At 59.6% G+C, this 22,093-nt stretch carries 23 protein-coding genes; 6 read left to right on the top strand and 17 right to left on the bottom strand.

Annotated elements, in window-relative coordinates; all coding sequences use genetic code 11:
- Positions 1-16: 16 nt before the first annotated feature.
- The 14 genes from ACR9ZQ_RS31655 to ACR9ZQ_RS31590 form a co-directional block, all read right to left on the bottom strand.
- Entirely contained in the window at positions 17-373 is a 357-nt protein-coding gene (locus tag ACR9ZQ_RS31655) for an EamA family transporter (protein ID WP_481429613.1), read from the bottom strand.
- Positions 374-378: 5 nt separating this feature from the next.
- Positions 379-1,554: a peptidogalycan biosysnthesis protein gene (locus tag ACR9ZQ_RS31650; RefSeq protein ID WP_310381661.1), complete on the bottom strand. Its 1,176-nt coding sequence runs from the start codon at positions 1,552-1,554 to the stop codon at positions 379-381.
- Positions 1,535-2,350, bottom strand: coding sequence for an alpha/beta hydrolase (locus tag ACR9ZQ_RS31645; RefSeq protein ID WP_481429612.1), 816 nt, complete (start codon positions 2,348-2,350; stop codon positions 1,535-1,537). The genes ACR9ZQ_RS31650 and ACR9ZQ_RS31645 overlap by 20 nt, the downstream gene beginning before the upstream one ends.
- Positions 2,340-3,215: a fatty acid desaturase family protein gene (locus ACR9ZQ_RS31640; RefSeq protein ID WP_310381657.1), complete on the bottom strand. Its 876-nt coding sequence runs from the start codon at positions 3,213-3,215 to the stop codon at positions 2,340-2,342. The genes ACR9ZQ_RS31645 and ACR9ZQ_RS31640 overlap by 11 nt, the downstream gene beginning before the upstream one ends.
- Positions 3,212-3,562: a DMT family transporter gene (locus ACR9ZQ_RS31635; RefSeq protein ID WP_310381655.1), complete on the bottom strand. Its 351-nt coding sequence runs from the start codon at positions 3,560-3,562 to the stop codon at positions 3,212-3,214. Before ACR9ZQ_RS31635 ends, ACR9ZQ_RS31640 begins: the two co-directional genes overlap by 4 nt.
- On the bottom strand, positions 3,559-4,512 hold the full coding sequence (locus ACR9ZQ_RS31630) for an arginase family protein (protein WP_481429611.1): 954 nt from the start codon (positions 4,510-4,512) through the stop codon (positions 3,559-3,561). The genes ACR9ZQ_RS31635 and ACR9ZQ_RS31630 overlap by 4 nt, the downstream gene beginning before the upstream one ends.
- A gap of 4 nt (positions 4,513-4,516) precedes the next feature.
- Positions 4,517-5,929 carry an aspartate aminotransferase family protein gene (locus ACR9ZQ_RS31625; protein WP_113325177.1) on the bottom strand — a complete coding sequence of 471 codons (1,413 nt, stop codon included), beginning with the start codon at positions 5,927-5,929 and terminating at the stop codon, positions 4,517-4,519.
- Between the two features lie 12 nt (positions 5,930-5,941).
- On the bottom strand, positions 5,942-6,628 hold the full coding sequence (locus tag ACR9ZQ_RS31620) for an MtnX-like HAD-IB family phosphatase (protein WP_481429610.1): 687 nt from the start codon (positions 6,626-6,628) through the stop codon (positions 5,942-5,944).
- Positions 6,629-6,715: 87 nt separating this feature from the next.
- Positions 6,716-8,086 (bottom strand): sensor histidine kinase, encoded by a 1,371-nt coding sequence (locus ACR9ZQ_RS31615; protein ID WP_481429609.1) that lies wholly within the window; start codon positions 8,084-8,086, stop codon positions 6,716-6,718.
- Positions 8,083-8,745: a response regulator transcription factor gene (locus ACR9ZQ_RS31610; RefSeq protein WP_310381646.1), complete on the bottom strand. Its 663-nt coding sequence runs from the start codon at positions 8,743-8,745 to the stop codon at positions 8,083-8,085. Before ACR9ZQ_RS31610 ends, ACR9ZQ_RS31615 begins: the two co-directional genes overlap by 4 nt.
- Before the next feature lie 326 nt (positions 8,746-9,071).
- Positions 9,072-10,202: an NAD(P)/FAD-dependent oxidoreductase gene (locus ACR9ZQ_RS31605; protein ID WP_481429608.1), complete on the bottom strand. Its 1,131-nt coding sequence runs from the start codon at positions 10,200-10,202 to the stop codon at positions 9,072-9,074.
- 43 nt (positions 10,203-10,245) lie between these two features.
- Complete coding sequence (locus ACR9ZQ_RS31600; protein ID WP_481429607.1) at positions 10,246-10,521, bottom strand: hypothetical protein; 276 nt, start codon at positions 10,519-10,521, stop codon at positions 10,246-10,248.
- A 23-nt stretch (positions 10,522-10,544) separates the two neighbouring features.
- A complete protein-coding gene (locus ACR9ZQ_RS31595; RefSeq protein WP_310381640.1) occupies positions 10,545-12,053 on the bottom strand; it encodes an amino acid ABC transporter permease/ATP-binding protein in 1,509 nt (502 codons plus the stop codon).
- 60 nt (positions 12,054-12,113) lie between these two features.
- Positions 12,114-12,947 (bottom strand): ABC transporter substrate-binding protein, encoded by an 834-nt coding sequence (locus tag ACR9ZQ_RS31590; RefSeq protein ID WP_310381638.1) that lies wholly within the window; start codon positions 12,945-12,947, stop codon positions 12,114-12,116.
- Positions 12,948-13,174: 227 nt separating this feature from the next.
- On the opposite strand from ACR9ZQ_RS31590, the gene ACR9ZQ_RS31585 reads away from it, so the two are divergent.
- Positions 13,175-14,251, top strand: a complete 1,077-nt coding sequence (locus ACR9ZQ_RS31585; RefSeq protein WP_310381637.1) for a LacI family DNA-binding transcriptional regulator — start codon at positions 13,175-13,177, stop codon at positions 14,249-14,251.
- Between the two features lie 214 nt (positions 14,252-14,465).
- On the opposite strand, the gene ACR9ZQ_RS31580 is transcribed toward ACR9ZQ_RS31585, so the two are convergent.
- Genes ACR9ZQ_RS31580 through ACR9ZQ_RS31570 form a run of 3 tightly spaced genes read right to left on the bottom strand, consistent with a single transcriptional unit; the run spans position 14,466 to position 17,211 of the window.
- The gene (locus tag ACR9ZQ_RS31580; RefSeq protein WP_310381635.1) at positions 14,466-15,185 is read right to left on the bottom strand and encodes a GntR family transcriptional regulator; all 720 of its coding nucleotides are present in this window, start codon (positions 15,183-15,185) and stop codon (positions 14,466-14,468) included.
- A 35-nt stretch (positions 15,186-15,220) separates the two neighbouring features.
- The gene (locus ACR9ZQ_RS31575; RefSeq protein WP_481429606.1) at positions 15,221-16,651 is read right to left on the bottom strand and encodes an MATE family efflux transporter; all 1,431 of its coding nucleotides are present in this window, start codon (positions 16,649-16,651) and stop codon (positions 15,221-15,223) included.
- 11 nt (positions 16,652-16,662) lie between these two features.
- Positions 16,663-17,211, bottom strand: a complete 549-nt coding sequence (locus tag ACR9ZQ_RS31570; protein ID WP_481429605.1) for a cysteine hydrolase family protein — start codon at positions 17,209-17,211, stop codon at positions 16,663-16,665.
- 390 nt (positions 17,212-17,601) lie between these two features.
- Between ACR9ZQ_RS31570 and ACR9ZQ_RS31565 the strand changes: the two genes are divergently transcribed.
- Genes ACR9ZQ_RS31565 through ACR9ZQ_RS31545 form a run of 5 tightly spaced genes read left to right on the top strand, consistent with a single transcriptional unit; the run spans position 17,602 to position 22,093 of the window.
- Positions 17,602-18,717 carry an ABC transporter substrate-binding protein gene (locus ACR9ZQ_RS31565; RefSeq protein WP_481429604.1) on the top strand — a complete coding sequence of 372 codons (1,116 nt, stop codon included), beginning with the start codon at positions 17,602-17,604 and terminating at the stop codon, positions 18,715-18,717.
- A 14-nt stretch (positions 18,718-18,731) separates the two neighbouring features.
- Entirely contained in the window at positions 18,732-19,784 is a 1,053-nt protein-coding gene (locus ACR9ZQ_RS31560; protein ID WP_310382177.1) for an ABC transporter ATP-binding protein, read from the top strand.
- Positions 19,785-19,786: 2 nt separating this feature from the next.
- Positions 19,787-20,659: an ABC transporter permease gene (locus tag ACR9ZQ_RS31555; protein WP_481429603.1), complete on the top strand. Its 873-nt coding sequence runs from the start codon at positions 19,787-19,789 to the stop codon at positions 20,657-20,659.
- Positions 20,656-21,456, top strand: coding sequence for an ABC transporter permease (locus tag ACR9ZQ_RS31550; protein WP_310381626.1), 801 nt, complete (start codon positions 20,656-20,658; stop codon positions 21,454-21,456). The genes ACR9ZQ_RS31555 and ACR9ZQ_RS31550 overlap by 4 nt, the downstream gene beginning before the upstream one ends.
- A gap of 16 nt (positions 21,457-21,472) precedes the next feature.
- A complete protein-coding gene (locus tag ACR9ZQ_RS31545; RefSeq protein ID WP_113320833.1) occupies positions 21,473-22,093 on the top strand; it encodes a cysteine hydrolase family protein in 621 nt (206 codons plus the stop codon).

The raw sequence follows: 22,093 nt of genomic DNA, 5'->3' as shown, positions 1-22,093 counted from the left end.
TCCGTAATTCAACCGCTCAGCCGGCCGGTCTCGACGCCGTTGCGATCAACCAGACACCGACCAAGATCAGGAGGCTGCCCGCAAGCCGAAGCAACGGCAATGGCTCGCCAAAGGCGAGCCAGGCAACGCCCATGATGAGAACATAGCTGATGGCCGAGAGCGGGAAGGCTTTGCTGAGATCGAGCTCGGAGAGCACGCTCATCCAGATGGAAAAGCAGACGATCTCTGCGACAATCGCCGCCAGGAACCAGTGTGACGACAGAATATCGCCCAGCCAAGCTCCGCCCGCCCTGCCCGCATCGACCGCGCTCTGCTTCAGCAATATCTGTTGCGCCGTGTTCAGGAGCGGCACCATCAGCCAGATCGGCCGCATCGTTCTCATCCTTGCACCTCGCCACCATCGTCTGCGGCAAAAAGCGGCGAGATCGTCTTGAGGATGAATTGCAGCAGCGAATTGGAATGGCGGAAATACATCGCATTTGCCGTCAAGCAGCTTCCAAGCCGAACCTTGTTGCGATAGTAGGCCTGCCCGCTCTGATAGCGGCCCATGCCATGGCTCAGGCAATATTCGATATTGGCGCACCAACTGAGATAATAGAGATTGTAGGATCTGCCCTTCTGACCGTCCATACAGAAGAACTTGTCGACCAACCTGTCCTCGTCGTGGATCAGCAGATTGGCAGCAAGCAGTTCGTCGCCCACAAAATACATTGCGCAGAAAGATCGGCCAGGCATGCCTTTCAGCACCCCTTCGAAATAGGCCGGCGTCAGCTCTTCGAACTGTAATCCGCTCCGCTCGCGCGTCTCACGATAGAGCTGCATGACGCGCGGCAGGAGATCACCGAATTCCGTGCGGTATTCGACCCGAACCTCCTGCCGGCTCCGCAGTTTCCGACGCATATCCTTGCGGGTTGCCGTGGACAGAGTGGCAAAATAGGCGTCGATCGTACCGAACCCGATGTTCATCCATGCTGTCGGCAGTCCGCCGATCTCGGCGTAACCTCTCGTCGACAAGACCGGTTCGACGCCTGACGGAATGGGGTAGGACAAATCCTTCAGCGCCGTCAGCGAGCAACCTTCCATGCGCGCATGCGCCTCGAAAGCGTCGAGGAGTTCGGTAAAAAGCGCCGGCCGGCGAGACTGCGCGATATCAGGATGAAAGCCGATGGAAGCCGTCTCCGTGCAAGGTGAGCCAAGACAGGCGAGGCGCAGCGTCAGAAAGCCGCTGAAGATGCGGCGAATGCTTTCCACCACCCTGCGGAAACGCCCGGCCTCCAGCGTCGTCTCAAGGGCATAGCTGCAAAGGAATGCCGGCATGGCGGCAACAATCTCGTCGTCTTCGCGCACGACCGCATAGCGCCACTCAAAACCCTCGATACCGGCTTCCTCGACCGCGAGCAAATAGTCATAGGTCTCGACCTCACCGGGGAAGCAGGCGTTCCAGTCATCGCGGTCGAGTATTCGAATGCTCGGAACGATCATCGCCGCCACAGATGACGTATCGCTTGAGACCTGCGCTTCAGGTGACCGCACTTTAAGCGCTTGCTGCTGCATATTCTGCCTCGAAGAATTCCGCTGTCATGTCAGCCACACGCCTGTGCTGCCGATCGAGATGGATCATGTGATAGCTGTCGTCGAGCCAGCGCAGCTCCCGGCGCCCGCCAATATGCGCGGCGATATACTGGGCATGCGCGGGTCCGCTGAGATCGTCTTCGCGCGAATGGAGGATCAGGGTCGGTGTCCTGATCTCGGGAAGCCGCGCTTTCAGCGTCCGGCCAAGCTCATGCATCTCGATCAGGCCGCGGCCGGGAAAGGTTTCGAGCATGCCCTCGCCTGTCATGCCGGCCACCATTCGGCGCATGCGCTCGTCCTTGATGCCGAGGGAAGCCGTCTCGCGAAAATTCAGCCGGTCGATGAATGGGATAAACGAGATCCAGCGAATGTGCGGAGAAAACAGCGAATAATAGCGCGGCACGTCCCATCCATCGTAATGGAAACAGGGCGAATAGACGGCGACGGCACGGATCGACATGGGATTGCGATCGGCTGCCATCATCGCCAGCTTGCCGCCAACGCAAATTCCGGCGGCAAAGACCATATCGCTGCGTTCGCAAAGCCAACCAGCCGCCGTTTCGACGCTGCCGAGCCAGTCTTCCCAGCGCGAGCGACGGAGCGCCGCTTCGTTTTCGCCGTGGCCGGCCAGCAGCGGGGCGTAGACGCTGAAGCCGCGGCGATGGAATTGCCTCGCCACAAGCCGCATTTCCGCCGGCGCCCCCGTCAGCCCATGAACGAGGATGACGCCCTTGCCGTTCGTGCCCTCGAGAAAGAAGGAAAGACCGTCAGCCGACATGCGGGAATTCTCCCTGCTGGCGGTTCTCCTTCGCCATGAAACCCAGAGCATGGCAAGTGCTGATCACATGCGTGCCCGCCGCCTCCTGCTCCTGCTTGATCTGATCGTGGAAGGTCCTGAGCTTCGTCCAGTGCATCTTCGGGCGGTAGTGATGTTCGGCGTGATAGCCGTTGCCGAACCAGAGCCAGTTGTAGAAACCGTTATGGCTGCTGACGCCCCAGGCGATGGGGACATCGGGGTCGCCGTTCAGATGCTCGTAATAGCCGTTGAGGGAGGACAGGCAGTTGCCAAGATAGTAAAACGGCAGGAAAAAGAACGCCGCTCTCCAGTCGTAGATAAGAGCGAGGACGACGAAGGCAAAGAACGAGACGAGCTCGATACGCGCCCATCTCGCATCGAACGGCCTTTTTTTCGCAATCGCTCGATGGATGTCGCCGACATCATCGCGGAAGAAGCTGAGAAAGGTATAGGAGAAGACATTTTCCGGCGCACCGTTCTTGCCATGCTTGTAGATCGACAGGAGGTCGACCGTCTCGCCGTTTTCGTTGGGACGGTCGCTATTGCCGGAATGGTGACGCATATGCACCCAGTGATAATAGACCTGCGAAAAGCCGATCGTTACGGATTCGAGCAGGCTGAATGCGTAGTTCATCCACTTCGGCTTGAAATACGGCGTGTGGATGAAGTTGTGCGAGATGCTGTTGATGTTCCACGATATCGACACGGCATAGACCGCACCGAGCACCGCCGACAGCCAGAGCGGCCGGCTTTGGAAGCCGGCGATCAGATAGATGTTGAATGCCAGATGCGCTGTCGCGGCAAGCACCGGCACGATATCCCATTTCGTGTGCGCGAAGATTTTCATAGTCCCGTCGCTCCAATACAGACCACGCCGGCCGTCACCAGGACGATGCCGAGAGCGTGGCGAAAATTGATGGTTTCCTTGAAGATGGCGGCGCCTGCAAAAGCGATCGCCGCATAGCTCAGCGCCATCAGCGGAAAGGCCACCGACAACGCCACCTGTTCCAGCACGCGCGTCCACATAACCAGTTCGGCCGCCCAGAAAACGATCCCGAGCCAGATGACCGGTTTCTGAAGGGTCTCAACCAGCACGCTTGCTGCGCCATGCTTGAAACACAGCTCGCGGCCGGTTTCGGCAAGAATGCAAAAAGCAATGATGGCGAACGTCGATCCTGTCAGTCCCGTCGTCATGCCATCAGCTCCGACAGGACTTCGAGCAGTGCATGGTTTGCCGCGCTGTTGATGTTGCGGACGGCCTTCATGTCGCGACGGCGGAAAGGCTGATCGATCAGCACCTCTGCTTTCTTCATCGCGCGCGTGTAAAGATCGCCGCCGTAGTGCGGCGTCGAATAATCGCCGGTCACGTCTGCTCCGATGACGCGATACCGTTCACCGATTTCGCTGAGCAGCCAAAGGACGTAGGGTAGCCGCATGCAGCCCTGATCCCAATTGGTCACGGCATCGGCGTCGGAGAGGGCGTCCTTGTCGATCGTTACATAGACCGCTTCGGTTTGGATGCGGCCAAGAAGCCGGTCGAGGAAATTGCTCTCGCCGAGTTCCGATATCGATTGCCAGTGCAGCGCGCCGTCGATCTGGCTGAAACTCGGGCCGGAGCCGTAGTGCAGTTTCACTTTGCTCGGCGGATGCTGATAGGGATAGAGTTCCAGGCGGCCATCGGATAGCGGCATGAGATTGGCCCCCTTGCGCTCCGGCGACTTGAGATCGCGGCTGCAGACCCCGAGGGTTATCACTTTTTTGACCAGTGGCTGTTCGAGCGCTTTGTTGACCCAGGAACCGCAATGCATGCCAGGGTCGAAATGGACCCAGTCGGGGTGATTGTCGATATGGATAACGGTGACGGCCTTGCGGCTATTTTCCAGAGCCTGCGACAGAAGAAGAGCCGTCACATGGTGGAAGTCGCCCGATCCCATGAAACAAAGGCGGGCGCCGTCACCGGCTGAGGGCCGTGCCTTCGCCAGGTTGCGCCAGACAGTATCAAGGTCCGGCCGGCGCCCCCACAGCCTGATGGCGCGACCGCTATCCTTGGCCTCGACTTCGCGCGCCCCTGCCATCCGGCAGGAATGCACGAAGTCGGGCTGCAACTCCAACGCATCATCAAGATGGAGAAGGAGGAGCTGCAAGGTTCTACCTCCGCTCGGCGCGTGTCAGAAGCTGGTCGAGCAGCGAGATCGCAAGCTCGATCTCTTCGCGGCTGATCATCAGGTTCGGAGCAAGAGTGATGACGTTCTTGTGGTATCCGCCAACATCGAGCACCAATCCATATTTCCTGCCATCGACCACAAGATCACCCTTCATGCCTTCATCCGCCATCCAGTCGAGCGTCGCCTTGTCGGGGGTGAAGCCGTCAGGCCCGCAGATTTCCATGCGAAGGGCAAGGCCAAGGCCATCGACATCGCCGACGATCGCATGCCGCGACTGCAGGTCCTTCAGGCCTTCGAGGAAGTGCGCGCCCTTTTCCATCACATTCGCGCCGAAGTCGGTCTCAGACACCATCTTCAGTGTTTCGAGAGCGACGGCCGTGCCCATCGGGTTGCTGGCAAAGGTCGAATGCGTGGAGCCTGGCGGGAAGATCGTCGGGTTGATCATCTCTTCCTTGGCCCAGATGCCCGAGAGCGGATTGAGACCATTGGTGATCGCCTTGCCGAACACGAGTACATCTGGCGACACGCCGAAATGTTCGATCGACCAGAGCTTTCCGGTCCGATAGACGCCCATCTGGATCTCATCGACGACAAGCAGGATGCCGTGATCGTCGAGGACCTTCTTGAGCTCCTTGAAGAAATTCATCGGCGGAATGACATAGCCGCCGGTGCCCTGGATGGGTTCGATGTAAAACGCGGCATATTCCGATTTTCCGGCCTTCGGATCCCAGACGCCGTTGTACTCACTTTCAAACAGCCGCGCGAACTTCTGGACGCAATAGTGCCCGTATTCCTCCTTCGACATGCCCTTCGGCCCGCGAAAGTGATAGGGGAATTCGATGAACTGGGCACGCTCGCCGAAATGGCCGTAACGCCGGCGATAGCGGTAGCTTGAGGTGATCGACGTCGCGCCGAGCGTTCGCCCATGGTATCCGCCCTCGAAGGCGAACATCAGGCTCTTGCCGCCGGTATAGTTGCGAACGAGCTTCAAGGAATCCTCGACGGCCTGCGAGCCGCCGACATTGAAGTGAACGCGACCTTTCGAACCGAATTTATGTTCGGCATCCCGAGCGATCAGCGCTGCGAGTTCGACCTTTTCGCGATGGAGATATTGCGAGGCGACCTGCGGCAATCGATCCAGCTGCCGATGCGCGACATTGTTCAAACGCTCGTTGCGATAGCCGAAATTGACGGCCGAATACCACATCTGGAGATCGAGAAATGGTGTCTCGGCTGCGTCAAAGACGAATGAACCATCGCAGCTTTCGAAGAATTTCGGCTTCTGCGAATAGTGAACCGTATCGCCGTGGGAGCAATAGGTCTCTTCGAGCCGTCGCAGCTCGTCTTCGGAAGCGATGGGGTGCATGCTTGCAGCAAGTTTCAGGTTGGAACGCATGAAGTCCTCTTCTCACGCAGTTTTTGCCACGGGCAGCGCAACAGGCTGCCGTGACGGGCTGGAAAGGATGGCTGCGACACTCGCCTGGATTTCGGCGAAACCGCTATAGGGGATGAAAGGAAGGCAGTTCGCGCGGCAATAATCCGCAAGCTTGGCCTTGGCGAAGACAAGCTGCGCCTCGTGGGAGACGCAGAAGTCGCTGCGGCCGTCGCCGATATAGATATGGTTGCCGGACGGCCTCACCTGGGCGCATTTGCACACGCCGGCACCAGAAGCGCAGGCTGCGCTCTTGAACGGAAAGCCGAGATCGAAATCGGGCATAGTGCAAGCGTGCGGGCGAGAAATCAGCTTGTTTGCGATGATCTGAATGTCTTCAAGACCATGTCTGGCAAGGACCCGCCTGATAAAATGATCGACACCGTCGCTGACGATGGTGAGGCCGAACCCGTTCTTTTCACAGAATGCCTTGAAAGCTCCGAAGGCACTGTCGATTTCGATCATGTCCAGGAATGCGTCGATGTCTTCGTGTTTTGCCTGAAGCAGCTGGATCTGGCGGCGCATGCACTGGGCGGCTGTGATCCTGCCGTTGGTCCACTGATCTTCGATCTCGCGCCACTCTGGACGCGCGAAACGGTCCAGAACCAGATCGGTCACGTCTTCTTTCGATATGGTTCCGTCGAAATCGCAAAACACCTGCATCGCATGCTCCTTCAATGTGACGAAGCATTTAGCGTCGCTACCTGAAGGCGAGATGAGGCGAATGTGAAGCGAAACTGAATTGACCGCTTACGCGGCAGGAATATCGAGATCCACCTTCAGGCCGGATCCCCAGGCAGGCGTGCCGAGGCTGATCCCAATGTCGAGACGGTTGCCGATATCGGCGACGATCGGCAATCCCAATCCCGCGCCCTCCTCGCCGGCTCGCGCGTCAAGGCGGTTGAACCGCTGAAATGCGGCTTCTCGCTGTTCGGGTGGGATACCGGGGCCGCTGTCTTCAATGGAGAGGAGAAAGCCGCGCGAGCTAGGTTCGATGCGTACCTCGATGCGACCGCCGGCAGGCGAATATTTGATCGAATTGTCGAGGAGATTATCGATCATGACGCGCAGCAGGGCACGGTCGGTCAAGACTTGTGGGTCGTGGGTTCCGACCAGCCCGGCATTGAAACCGCGGCGATTGAGCATGACCCCAAAATCCGCCAGGGCTGCCGCCGCAATCTGGCGCAGCGGCAACGCCTCCAGCTGCAGCGGCTGATGGCTGACCCGTGCAAGCCGCAGCAGCTGTTCTATGAGATGCATGGCGCGCTCGTTGCTGACAACAAGGTCCTTCAGCAGGGCGGCGCGCTCCTCGTCGGAATCGGCACGATCGAACATTTGCAGAAGCAGTTTGATGCCGGCCTGCGGTGTGCGCAGTTGATGGGCGGCAAGATCGGAAAAGCGCCGCTCCATTGCCAGCGAGTGGCCTAGCTTTCGCAAAAGGTTGTTGAGCGAGTGGACAAGCGGCGTCAGATCCCGCGGCAGTCTTCCCGTCGCAATCATCGACAGATCATCCGGCGTGCGGGTCCGGATCTGCGAGACCAGTCCCCGGACATTGGCAAGCCCGTTATTGATGGCGAGCCAGATGATGATGGCACTGACAGGCACAAGGACGAGCAGCGGAAAGGCGAGATTGAGAAGGATGTTATCGACGAGGCCTTCCCGAAGGATGATCTTTTCGGCGACCTCGATGGTCACGTCGCTATTCGGGATCGGCAGAGAGTAGATCCGCCAGAGCTCGTTCTGATAGGTCACATCGGAGAAACCGGCCGAGAAGCGCTTGACCTCGGCTGGAAAGGCGTTGCTGCTGGCAAAGGCCAGTGCCGGCCCCTTCCAGGCGCGAAACGAATGGGCGTCGGCATAGTCGTCCGCATCCTCGTTGAGCGCAAGCTGGTTGTCCATATTGAAATCAAGATCCGGAACCTGCACCGTCGGCCTCGCAGTCATTCGTGTGAGGGGGTGCTTCATCAACGACCAGAGCACGTTGGCATCGTTGATCAACTGCGCATCGTAGATGTTGTCGATCTCGCGCGTTGCGCTGTGATAGGCGAAGATGCCGACGATGGCGATCGTGATGATGAGTGTCGGGAGAATGCGGAGAAAAAGGCGTTGGCTGAGTGTCACTGCTGCCGCTCGACCATGTAGCCGACGCCGCGGATCGATCGGATGAAATCGGTACCGAGCTTCTTGCGCAGATTATAGACCGTCACTTCGATCGTATTGCTTTCGACCGAAACATCCGTGTCGTAGAGTGCATATTCGATATCGTTCTTCGTGACGTACCGTCCGCTCCGCTCCATCAGGAGGCGCAACAGATGGAACTCCTTGGCGGGGATGTGAAGCTGTACGCCATTTCGACGCGCCACCATGGCCGAAGGGTCGAGCTCGACGTCGGCGCATCGAATAATGGTTTCGGTGCGGCCCTGCCGTCGCCGGATCAGTGCACGCAGCCGGGCGAGCAGTTCGTCAAGGTCAAAGGGCTTGACGAGGTAATCGTCCGCACCCTCGTCCAGGCCGTTGACGCGATCGCGCACGCTGTCAAGCGCCGTCAGCATCAGGATCGGGACGTCGTTGCCTCCCCTCCTCAGCGAACGGACCACCTCGAAGCCGCTTGCTTTGGGAAGATTGACATCGAGGATCACACATCCAAATTGACTGTCGCGCAGCGCATCAAGCGCCGTCTCGGCATCGCGGAACCAATCCACGCCATAGGCGTGCTTCTCGAATGCGCGTTTCAGCGAGGAGCCGAGAATGTAATCATCTTCGACTAGGAGTATGCGCACGTCCGCGTCCTTGCGATTTCAACTCTCAACCTGCTTCTTCGGTCTCGATTGAGGCCGAAATCCGGCGAAGGTTTCGCGGGCTGTCCGAAGCCCTTCCACGCTACCATCTCGGCATATTGGCTCGAAGCAGCGAGGACGCCACCTCGTTGTTCAATGCCTTGACGCTGTCACGCCACGAGGGAACGCAAACTGTCGCAGCCAGCAGATTGCGGCGCAGCATTGTGTCAAATCAATGGAATTACCTCGCCATTCACCTTGGCGCGACAATTGCGCTAAGGGTCCCGCTGTATTTCGCGGCGAGACCACATGCAAAAACCACGCGCCAACTAATGCGCAGCAAACCGTTCAGGTCGGAACGAAGCAAGCATAGGATGCTCCCTCCCCGTGGCGATTTCGAAAGCTTGCAGCTCGCCCACGATGAGGCCGAGCGTTGCGCCACTGTGGCTGAAGGCAACATGGTAGCCTGCAATGGCTTTGAATGCACCGAGGACCGGTTCTCCATCGCCGGGGATTGGCTTGCCGCCGACGCCGATGGAAGCAACCTCGAGTTTTGGATTACCCTCCAATACCTTCGACGCTTCTTCAAGCAAAGCCACAACGACTGAGTGGTCGATCTCATAGCTGCCATCCGGATTGATCTTCACGCCTTGATCTGCCGCCCAGTCGGCATCAAGCGAAAGGGTTCCGTCTGGTGCCGGACGCACCGCGACACGCGGCGTGTTCAAGACGGCCTTGAGGGGATGGTCAAGCCGTTTGGTCTGCACCAGAAGTGCAATCGGTGTCCCATCGCCGATCGTCTGCCCGGAGTCGGCGGCCATTTCCGGTACGGCAGGGCCAGTGGCAAGAAGGACGGCATCCGCCTTGAAACGGGTACCGGATGTCGTGTCGACCCCGATGGCCCGCCCGCCCTCGACCACGACCCTGGCTTTGCCCTGATCCGTAATGAGCACGCCGCCCAGCGTAAGAAACTCCTCAAGCAAATGGTCGATCAATCTCGGCAAATCGACCCAACCCTCCCCTGGATTGAAGATGGCGCCCGGCGACGTGACGGCCCTTGCATCAACGCCCGGGGTCACACTCGCGATTTGGTCGGCCGAAAGATGCTGAGCGTCATAGCCGATCGAGGTCTCGTAGTCGAAGGCGCAAACGATCTCATTCCCCTCGCCCTCGGCGTCCCAGGTCAGGCCGCCCTCGAAGCGGAGCCAGTCCGCATCAGGGTTACGTGCAGCCAGCGTGCGATAACGGTCGATCCCTGCCATGCGCAGCAAATGATAGGGTCTGGAGCGCATGCGCGCAGAATTGAGCCAGGAGAGCGAACGGCCCGAAGCGCCGTTGGCCGGCGGACCGTCATTGACGATGGTCACCCGGATGCCGCGCCGGGCCAGCTGCAGACCGGTGGAAACGCCGAAGATACCGGCTCCGATGATGACCGTTGAACTGATGATGTTGTCGTTCATTTTCGTGTCTTTCAGTGGTTGTGCGTGATGATCGGGAAAGAGATCAGAAGGCTTGCCAGCCGCCGGTCCCCGCAGAGCGAATGAGAACGTCAATCGCCTTCATGTTGGCGATGGCATCGTCCAGCCCTGACAAGGGCGGTTCCCCCGTTGAAACGGTTGAGGCAAAGGCGTCGGCCCGCTCGCCGTAGCCTGCGCCCGACCCGGAACGCGCCAGGCGATGGCCGCCGCCCTGCCCAGCCGGCTCGACTGGATCGCCGCAAGAACCGCTTTTGATCGCAATCCTTGCGCAGCCAAGCACGCCCCCGATCGTTCGTGTCATTGTCATCTCCATGCGCCGGGTGGTCAGAGCACTTCCGCAAGGAATCGCTGGAGGCGCGGGCTTTCGGGATTGTCGAAGATCGCCTCGGGCGTTCCCGCCTCGACCACACGGCCCTCGTCCATGAACACGACCTGATCGGCGGCCCGACGGGCAAAGCCCATCTCGTGGGTGACGACGACCATGGTCATTCCCTGCTTTCCAAGATCGGCCATAAGATTGAGCACACCCTTGACCAGTTCGGGATCGAGCGCGCTTGTCACCTCGTCGAACAGGATGACCTCAGGCTCCATCGCCAGCGCGCGGGCGATCGCAACACGCTGCTGTTGACCGCCCGAAAGACCACCGGGACGGTGATGCTGGCGGCTTGCAAGGCCGACATCGGCAAGCCGCGCCTTGGCGATGCGTTCGGCTTCAGCCTTTGGCAGGCCCTTGATCTTCGTCAGCGACAGCATGACGTTTTCGAGCGCCGTATGATCGGGGAAGAGGTTGAAGTGCTGGAAGACCATGCCGACACGCCGGCGCAGCCGCTCCGGCTTCATGGCGAGAATGCTTTGTCCGTCGACAAGGATATCCCCGCTCTTCGGCTCGACCAATCGGTTGAGGCAGCGCAACAGAGTGGATTTGCCCGAGCCGGACGGACCAATGATACAGGTGACGCTACCAGCTTTCACCGTAAGATCGACGCCCTTCAGCACATCGAGTTCGCCATAGGCCATGCCGAGCCGGCACACATCGAGGCTGCCCCCCTTGAATTTAGGCTGAGATATGCTGCCGGTGCCGTCGAGTTCGCTGACCTCCTCCAGGCCACTGGTAATGATCGCAGGGCGTTGCTTTCCAAGTCTCAAGCGATTGTCGATCGCGTTGACGACATGGGTCAGCGGCACGGTGACGATGAGATAGAAGATGCCTGCAAGCAGCAGCGGCGAAAGATTACCGGTTACGACCGCCTGGTCCTGCCCCACGCGAAAAATCTCGCGCTCCGATGCAAGCAGGCCGAGGAAGTAGACAAGGCTCGAATCCTTCACATTGCCGATGAACTGGTTGACAAGCGCCGGCAACACGCGGCGCACGCCTTGGGGCACGACGATCAGCCGCATGCCCTGGCCGTAACTCATACTCAGCGCCCGACACGCCTCCATCTGGCCGCGATCGACGCTCTGAATGCCTGAGCGGAAGATTTCGCCGATATAGGCACCGGCAATCAGACTGAGCGCCAGGATGCCAAGGGGATAGGGCGACGGGCCGAAGAGCTCGCGTCCGATGCGCGCAAAGCCCTGGCCAATCAGAAGAATGGTGACGATGGCCGGCAGACCGCGGAAGACATCGGTATAGACGCGGGCGGGAACGCGCAGCCAAGGTGAGCGAGAGATGCCCATGATGGCAAGCACCATGCCAATGACGACGCCAAGCACGGTCGAAGCCGCGGCCAGGATCAATGTATTCTTCAGGCCGACAGTGATCATGGTCGGCAGGACTTCGGCCATCGCATTCCAGTCAAGGAAGCTGCGACGCAGATTTTCAAGCCAGTTCATCAAATGGTCCCTTGCAAGAAAGGCCGGCCCGACCGACAGAGGTCGGACCGGAAGGTGGCATCACTGCTTGGGAAGATAGGCCTCTGGCATGGGGGTGCCGGGGAACCATTTTTCGTGGAGCTTTTTCCATGTTCCGTCCTGCATGGCGGCATGAAGACCCTTGTTCAGAGCTTCGCGCAGTGCGTCGTTGCCCTTGCGGACAACGAAGCCGGCCGGCGCATCAAAACTCGGGATGTTGATCGCCACCTTCAGCACTGGGTAACGCGCCGAATAGTCCTTGGCGGCCTCGTAGTCGAGGAAATGCGCATCGACCGTTCCGTTGTTGAGGGCCGACACAGCGGAATTGTTGTCCGGAAATTTCACGAGGTCGGCACTCGTGAAGTTCTTCTGTGCATAGATTTCCTGCAGCGTTCCCTGCACGACGCCGAGCCGCTTGCCCTTGAGGCCCGCAACGTCGGTAATGCCCGCATCCGACGTCAACACGGTGAGGTAACCCGCAAGGTAACCATCGGAGAAATCGACTGTCTCCTTGCGCTTTGCGGTGGTACCGATCGCTGCGGCCGCAACGTCGAAGCGGCTGTTGGCGACCGATGGCATAAGGGCCGAGAATTCCTGACCGGTGAAGACCACCTGCTCTTTTTTGAAGCCCATGCGCTCGGCGACATTGAGAAAAAGTTCGATGTCAAAGCCGGTGAAATTGCCGTCAGCGGTCGTGAAAGCGTAGGGCTTTGCGTCACCCATCGTGCCGACGCTGATGACGCCCGGATCGATCAGGCCATAGGGATTATCTTCGGCAGAGACCGGCGCGGCACCTGCTGAAAGGCCAAGGGCGATGGCAAAAAGGGCGACGCGAACTCTGGCGAAGGGGGACGTGACAATCTCGGGAAATTTCATCGTTTCATTCTCCTCTGGTGGTATCGTTTGCGGTTTTCGACGACGCAGGGGTCCCATCCGGGCGACGGCAGAAACCGCACGTCCGGCCCATGCGAGCGCATGTCGGATTTCGATGGATTTTTATATGAGACCGGTCTCTTTTTGAGTTGAGACCGGTCTCATTGGCTTTTATCAATTGTTATCTTCGCATTTGCTAGTCGTCAATATCTCTTGTAAGGCTAGTTTTCATGAATCCGAACTCACCTCAAACCGCCTCCGTTACGGTGGCCGATGTCGCGCGCAAGGCGGGCGTATCAAAGGCAACCGCTGCGCGCGTGCTGGGCGGCTATGGGACCGTCAGCGATCGGGTGCGCGATGCTGTCACCGCCGCCGCCCGCGCGCTCGACTATCGGCCCAACGAACTTGCACGCAGCATGACGACGGGACGTTCCGGCACGATCGGCGTGGTCGTGGGCGATATTGAAAACCCCTTCTTCAGCCTCGCGATGCGCGGCATCACGGACGTCGCCCGGCAAGCCGGCTTTACCGTCATCCTTATCAATTCGGGTGAAGACGTCTCGGCAGAAAAAGCCGCAATCCGGACGTTGATTGCCAAGCGGGTAGACGGCCTGATCGTCTCTCCGGCCAAGGAGACCGACGTCGAGCATCTTCGGGAGGTTGTCGGTTCAGGACGACCACTGGCGTTGCTGGACCGCGGCATCAATGCTTTCGAGGTCGATACGGTCATTGCCGACGACCGGCAGGCAGCCGAAGGTGTCACACGCCAGCTTATCGCATTGGGGCACCGCCATATCGCCTATCTCACGGCCTGCGACACACCCGATCACCTTTTCCGAACGCCGAGCGACATCAATACCGGTTCCGTTCGCAGGCGAATTGAGGGCTTTCTTAGCACCTGTCGCGAGGCCGGTCTTGGCCCGGTCGAACGTTGGATTCACATGGGCGCCGTGATCCCCGAGCAAACGCGTCAAATCGCCGAGCGGCTGCTCGAGGGAAAGGATCGTCCAACGGCAATCATCGCCTCCGACAGCGTGATCGGGCTGGAAGTGTTCAAGACGAGCCGCACGATCGGATTGGCAATTCCAGATGATCTGTCACTCATCTCATTTCATGATGCTGACTGGACCGCGGTCACCTCTCCTCCCGTAACGGTCGTGCGCCAACCGGTCTATCAGCTTGGTGAAATGGCTGCGCGTCTTCTCGTCGAGCGCTTGAACGGGTTTGCAGGGCTAGGACGCGAAGTCGTCCTTCAAACAGAGTTCGTTGAACGTGCGTCTATCTCCAGCGCTCCGATCCTACGGTGATAGCCCTTCACGCGGCCCGGACGGCAACTGTCCTTGCGCCCATCATGACGGCACATCTACTGATCCTCTAGCAAATCAGCAAAACGCGCTCGAAACCATCAGCAAATGCGCGTCAGGGCCCCTTTTTTTGCCGGCCCAGAAGACCAATCCCGCCGAATCGCATCTGGTCACAATCGTACTATTTTGCAATCGACGAGAGCTCTAAGCACCGCCGCTAGAGAGAAACGGACGGGGCTTTTAAGCCGGCATATTCCTCGTAGGAATCCTCGACGGTGAGGATATGGCTTCGCATCGTATCGGCGGCAAGTTCGCGGTTGCCCTGCAGGATGGCGACGAGGATCGCGTCATGTTCTTTGTACGATTTCGCCAAACGTCCTGTGGTCAGAAACTGTGCGCGACGAAACGGCGATAGCCGCCGACGCGTCGCGAGCGTGATCTCCACAAGGTAGGCGTTGTGGCTGCCGGCATAGATCGCCGCATGAAACTTCTCGTTGAGCACATGATAATGGCTCGGATCGTTTTCCTTGAGAATCTGGGCAAGGCCTTCGTGAATGGTCTCGAGATTGCGCCGTTCCGAAAGGGTCATGCTGGCGGCGGCGAGGCTTGCGCAAAGCGCTTCAAGCTCCGCCATGACGTGAAACATCTGCCGCAGATGTTCCGGCGAAGGACGGGTGACTATTGCGCTACGATGCGGCCGCGTCTCGACGAGGCCCATGGCTGCCAGGTCCCGGATCGCTTCCCGCAAGGGGGTTCGCGAAACGCCGTAGCTTGCGGCGATCTCGGTCTCGTCGAGCGGCATTCCCGGCGACAGCTTGCCATCGACGATATCGTCTGCAAGGCGCGTGCGCACTTCCTCGGCACGCGTCAGCTTCCGCCGCGATCCGGCTTCCTTGATCAACGAATTGTCTTCGCCCCGGCTGGGTCTCGTCTTCATTATGTTGTCCAAAGCGGCCATCTTTGCGAGTATTCTTATGTCGGACTGGTGAGCTTGCGCAACATGCTTCGACCTCGGCGTGTATTAGGCGATCCCGTCACCGATATAACCGCGCTATCGGCAAGCCTCCTCCAGCGCAGGAGAAGCGTGCAGGCGACACTTGTAATGCCCACCAATACGCCGAACCAGATGCCGACGGCGCCGAGACCGAGCCCGAAGGCGAGAAAGATTGCGATTGGCATGCCGAGCAGCCAATAACCGCAAAGACCAATGATCATCGGCACTCTCGTGTCCTTCAAACCGCGCAGAGCGCCATTGGCTGCCGACTGTATGCCATCGAAGATGAGAAACGCCGCGAGGATCATGATCAGCTTCTGCGCCAGCGCCTGGATCGCCGAAAATTCGGCGACCCCTTCGGCGAGGAACACGCTGGCAATGTCTTCCGACGCCACCAGCAGGATCGCGCCGAACAGCGCCATCAGGCCGGCTGCGGCGATCAATGAGAGATTGCCAGCCAGCCGGGCGACCGCGTCTCTGCCGGCACCCAGATGGTAGGCGACGCGGACGGTTGCCGCCTGGCCAATCGCAACGATCGGGTTGAAGGCGATGTTGTTCAGCGTATAGGCAATCTGGTTGGCAACGATCGCAACCGTCCCCAAGCCGCTGGTAATCAGTGTCAGCACCAGCGTCATACCGAGTTCCGCCGCATAGATCAGCGCGATTGGCCAGCCGATCGACCAGACATCCCTCGCCGCCTTTGCCGCCGTCGGAAAGGCGCTGCGGAACGTCGAAAGCGGCAAATGTCCTCGAGCAATTGCATAGGTCGTCAAACCGCCGGCGACCAGCCACCAGGCGATCACATAGGCGAGGCCGGCACCCGCAATCCCATGGCCGGGATCGCCGAAGGCACCAAAGGTGAGAACCGACAGAAGCGGCACATACGAGAGCGCCCCAAGCCCGACCGACACCATGATCAGCCAGGATTTTCCCGATACCGAGCAATAGAGACGGATCGGCGCGATCCACAGGATAGCCGGTAGCGCCCAGGCCGCCCGGCTGATGAACTGCTCTACATCGCCAAGAATTTCGGACGTGACACCGAACGGCGCAAGTACGGACGGCAGATTGAGGAGGATCGCCACCGATAGGAGCGAAAAAACGAGGCCGACCAGCACGGCCCCGCCATAGGCATAGGCCGCGCCATCCTCCTCAACCGTCGCCGTTTCGCTTCTTCCTTTTGCGGCCGCCATCAGCGGGTGCGCGCCGGCGATCACACCTTGGGAGACGACCGTCAGCGCCTGGATGAAGATGGCGCAGAGGCCACCGGCCGCGAGCGCCGAGCCGCTGAGGCGGCCGAGCATGACGCTCGCCGCCAGGCTCATAACGAGCTGGCTTGCCTGGGTCACAGCCAGGGGAGCTGCGATGCCTGCAAGCGAGCGCAGTTCATTCCATGTCGTACGGCTCATGCTTGTCCCGATCAGGCTGCAGCAACCTGACCGGCGAAGGCATCGATGACCTCCTGGGCGCTGCGGCGGGCGCCGGCCTGCAGATATTCCATGGCGACCAGCGCCGCATCATGCGCAGCCTGCCCGGAACCGGATACGCAATCCTCGATGACGCGGCAGTAATAATCGCCCTGGTGCGCATCGACAAAGCTGTAATGAATGCAGACATCGGTGAAGCCGCCGACGAAGAACAGGGTCTCGGCTTTGACAGCCTTCAGCAGGATTTCCATTTCGGTGCCGTAGAAGACCGAATAGCGGCGCTTGGTAATGCGCAGGTCATCCGGACGCATCTCCATTTCCTCAACCGGGAAGGGCGTGCCTGGCGAGCTTTCGAGGCAATGGATGCTTTCCGAGCCATCCAGTTCGCGTCCGAAATCGATCAGGCTGTCGCGATGGGCTTCCTGCACGAAGATGACGGGAATGCCGGCCTTGCGGGCGGCATCGACGACCGACTTCGCACGCCAGTTGCGCTCGATATGATCGCCCATGAATTCCAGGCGGGACGTCGTCGGACGCGGCATAAGCCCGACTTCTGAATATCGACAACGATCAGGGCGGCACGACCGACGATCATAGGCTTCGGCACGATCGGATTTTCAGACGTCATTTTCACTCGCTCGCTTTGAATAAACACCCTCGCCATTCCTCTCCTCGACCATCAGATTCGGTTGGGGGGAACGGCTTTCACGGCCGCAATTATACACGTCGAAATTCAGTATGCAACATTGCATACAATACGCATATTATTTGTGCATATGCCTATTTGGCTTCACGTTTTAGGGCGCATAGAGTCAAACAAAAACTTCTTCAACTTCCATATCTATTTGTTTTCGTAAGATTCTTCCAACATGGCACGGCCGTTTGCATAGTTCTTGATCATCCACTCATGGAACAGTTAAGGAGAACATAGCATGGCATCCAGAAAGCCCTCCTCGCCTTCCGATCAGGACAACAACTCGGCGATATCGCGCAGATCGGTCCTGAAAGCCGCCGGCGGCCTTGCCGCTGTATCGATCCTTTCGGCGCCCTTCGTGCGTCCCTCCTATGCCGCAGCGACGCTCAAGGTCTCGAACTTCGGCGGCTTCTTTGAGGAAGCTTTCGCAAAGAGCGTCTATCCGGCCTTCACCAAGCAGACCGGCATCGCGGTTCAGTCGATCCCGCAATCCGGCAGCTCGCAGTTCCTGGTCCAACTCGGCCAGGCAATCCAGGCTGGCTCGGCACCCATGGATATCTGCTGCGCCGGTCAGGCGGACGTCATCCGCGGCCGCCAGCGCGGCCTCTGGGCAACGGTCGAAAGCTCGAAGCTCAAGAACCTCGGCAACCTGATGGAGGGTTTCGTCTATAGCGACGGCGGCAAGGTCGACGGCGTCGGCGCCATGGCCTGGTACATCACTCTGATCGCCAACCCGTCCGAATTCGAAAAGCTGCCGGACAGCTGGACGGAACTCTGGAAGCCGCGCGCTTCCGCCTGGGGCCTGCAAGGCGGCGGCAACAGCGTGCTGCTCGACATCGTCGCCTCTGTCTATTTCGACGGTGCCTCGACGCTCGATACCCAGGAAGGCATCGACAAGGTCATCGCCAAGATCGCCGAGCTGAAGCCCAATGCAAAGCTCTGGTGGACCGACGAAGGCTCGATGCAAAGCGCCTATCAGAACGACGAGGTCGTCGGCGGCCTCTACTTCCACGACGTCTCGATGATCATGAAAAAGGAAGGCACCGACGTCGCCTCGATCTTCCCGAAGGAAGGCGCCGTGCTCGGCTACAACGCATGGTGCGTTCCGAAGGTCGCCCAGGTGACCGACGCGACGATCGCCTTCCTCGATTGGAGCGCCACGCCGGAATGCCACGAACTGATCGCCCGCAATGTCGGCGCAGCACCGCTGATCGAGCGTTCGAAGCTCAGCTTGACGGATGACGAGTTCAACGCGGTTTCCTTCACTGGAAACCCGATTGTCGTCGCGTCCGCGGCAAAGGTGAAGAACGCCGACTACATCTCGACGCAGATGCTCAAGATGCTCGGTCAGTAAGTCTGGACGGAATGATGCAAGGCTTGGAAATTTCACACCTCACGAAGTCCTTCGGTACAAATACGGTCGTCTCCGACGTCTCGCTTGCCATCGAACAGGGCAAGTTCGTCTGCTTTCTCGGTCCGTCCGGCTGCGGCAAGACGACCCTGATGCGGATCATCGCCGGCTTGGAGCAACCCACGAGCGGCACAGTGCGTCTCGATGGTCGTGACATCACCGGAATTCCGACGAACGAACGAAACTTCGGAATGGTGTTCCAGGCCCTTGCCTTGTTCCCGCATCTCGATGTGGCCGGCAATATCGGCTACAGCCTTCGCTATCGGACGATGGCGAAGCACCATAAGCAGGAACGGATCGACGAGCTTCTGAAGCTGGTCGATCTGCCCGACATGCAGTCGAGGCGGGTCGATCAGCTCTCCGGCGGCCAGCGGCAGCGCGTCGCGATTGCCCGCGCCCTGGCGCAGGAACCGCTTCTCTTCCTGATGGACGAACCGCTCTCCGCGCTCGATGCGAAGCTGCGCGACCATATGCAGGTCGAACTGCGGCAGCTGCAACAGAAGCTCAAAATCACCACGATTTTCGTCACACACGACCAGCGCGAGGCAATGACCATCGCCGACCAGATCGTTGTCATGGCGCATGGCAAGGTGCAGCAGGTCGGCAGCCCGGTCGATATCTACCGCAAGCCGGTCAACCGGTTCGTGGCCGACTTCATAGGCCAGAGCAATCTCGCCGAGGGAACTCTCGTCGATCGCGACCATGTGCGGATCGGCGAAAGCGTGATCACGACCAGCCCCGCTCCCGCCGCACTCAAGATGGGAGACCACGTCACGGTCTGCGCCCGGCCGGAAAGCACGCTCATTGCGCGACCGACTGCCGGCAGCGATGCCCCGTCCGGAACGGTCACCTTCGTGCGCGACCTTGGGTCGAGCGTCGAAGTATTTCTCGAAAGCGGTGGCCGCCAGGTCGTCGCCTCTCTTGCTCCCGCCGCCTGGGCTGCGCTCGAAGGCGCCAGCGAATTTTCCATCTCCTTCGCACCGGGATCGGTGACTGTGCTGGAGGATTGACCATGTCGCTCGTATCCGGACAAGACGGCATGAACCGGCAGCGTCTGTCGGTGGCATTCGGCCTGCTCTGGCCGTTCTTCATGATCGTTGCCTTTTTCGGCGTGCCCTTCGTGCTTCTGCTGCGTGTCAGTGTCGCCCGCGTCGATCCCGCCTATTACCAGGGCAGCGGCTGGTCGCTCGAAGCGATGACAAGCCTGTTCCAGCCCATGGTGATGAACGGCCTCGCTTTCTCGCTCTGGCTGGCGCTGACGGTCGCCACGCTCAGCATGATTATCGCCTTCCCGGCGACCTATTTCATTAGCCGGATGAGCCGCAAGGCGCAGATCGTCTGGCTGATCGGCCTGCTGACGACGCTTGCTCTGTCCGAGGTGCTGATCACCTTTTCCTGGCAGATCATCCTCTCCAAGCGGGTCGGCATATCGAATATCGCCGTCTTCCTCGGCTTCCTCGACAAGCCGGTGTCGCTGACGCCGAGCTTTTATGCCGTCGTCAGCTGCCTGATCTATGTCGTCATCCCCTTTAACGTGATGACCATCTATCCCGGGCTGTCGCGTATGGACGCCTCCTACATGGAAGCGGCCTCCACCATGGGCGCCACCCCGGTCCGGGCCTTTTTCAACGTGCTTCTGCCCCTGATGCGCAAGCCGATCGCCACCGCCTATCTGACGACGGTAGTGATGACGATCGGCGCTTATGTCGCGCCGCTGGTGCTCGGCGGCCCGAGCAACTGGACGATCGGCGTGATCATCAGCGAAGTCGCCAATTCCGCCCAGAACCTGCCGCAGGCCTCGGCAATCGCAGTCTTCCTGATGCTGGTCACCGGCGCGATGATTCTGGTGATTAACCGCATCGGCGGGAAAGGATATACGTCATGAGCCGGTTCGCCGTGAAGCTGCTGCGCCAGTTCTTCCTGCTCTGCCTCGCCTTCTTCCTGGCAGCGCCGCTCATCATCGTCGCGGGCGTCAGCTTCAACACCACGGCGCAGATGACTTTTCCGCCGCAGAATATCAGCCTGCGCTGGTACTGGACCTTCATGGAGGATCCGGCATGGACCTCGGCCTTCCTGCGCTCCGTCATTATCGCGATCGCCTCCTCGCTGCTGACGATCAGCGTCGCCTTTCCTATCGCCTATATCCAGTGGAAGACCAATTCGCGCTTCGCAAAGCTGCTGGCGGGCATGGCGGGCGTCCCCTTCATCCTGCCGCCGGTCGTCATCGCCGTCCTGTTCCTGCTTTTCTGGGGCACGGTCCGGCATGTCGGCCAGATCGAGAACATCGTCATCAGCCATGCCGTGACCTTCATCGCCGTGCCGCTGGTGATGATCTCGCTCGGCTTTTCGGGAATCGATAAGTCGCTTGTCGAGGCCGCGCGCACGATGGGCGCGCGCGACAACGATATCCTGAGAACCGTCGCCGTACCGATGGTCCTGCCCTTCGTCGTCTCGAGCTTCATCTTCGTCGCGATCTTCAGCCTCAACGAATATGTCATCGCCTTTATGGTGGCGGGTTTCACCGCCGAGACGATGCCGGTCAAGATCTTCTCCAACATGCGCACCGGCTTCTCGCCGACCATGTGCGTTGGGGCGGTACTCTTCATGCTGATCGGTCTGTTCGGCTTCATCACCGTTGCTCGCCTGGGCAATCTTCCGAAACTTCTCGGTGCACGTTTCTAGATCGAAGGAGCATCCCATGCCAAAGAAGCAAAACCCCATGATCGTCGGCCAGCCGGTCCTGATCGTCGTCGACATCCAGAAAGTCGGTTTCGACGATGATGGCTCGATCCCGCTGATGCCGGGCATAATCGAGCGCATGCGCAAGGCGCGTACGGTCATCGATGCCGCCCGCGAAGGCGGCGTGCCGATCATCTTCCTGCAGGAAAGCCACCGCAAGAGCGGCGTCGATTACGGCCGCGAAATGGATGGCGACGAGGACATGCACCTGCGCGAAGACTGGGAAGGCACCAAGATCGCCGCCGAGGAAGTCGGGCTGCGCGACGACGACTATGTGATCGTCAAGCGCCGTTATTCCGGCTTCATCGGTACCGACCTGCAGATCCTGCTGCGTGGCCTGAAGGCTGAGACGCTGATCCTCGTCGGCGGCCTCACGAATATCTGCGTCCATTATACCTTCGCGGATGGCCACCAGTCCGATTACCATTGCCGCGTCGTCGAGGATTGCGTCGCGGGATCCTCGATCGAGGCGCATGACGCCGCGCTCGCCAATATGGAATATCTGCAGCATGGCGCCCGCCGTACCGCTGCAGAGATCAACGAAGCATTCCTCGCTTTCAAACAGGGGAAGGCTGCCTGA

This window comes from Rhizobium sp. KNZ14-9A (genome assembly GCF_056755015.1).
Note: the sequence above shows the minus strand (reverse complement) of the source record. Positions and strands in the feature narration are given on the sequence as shown.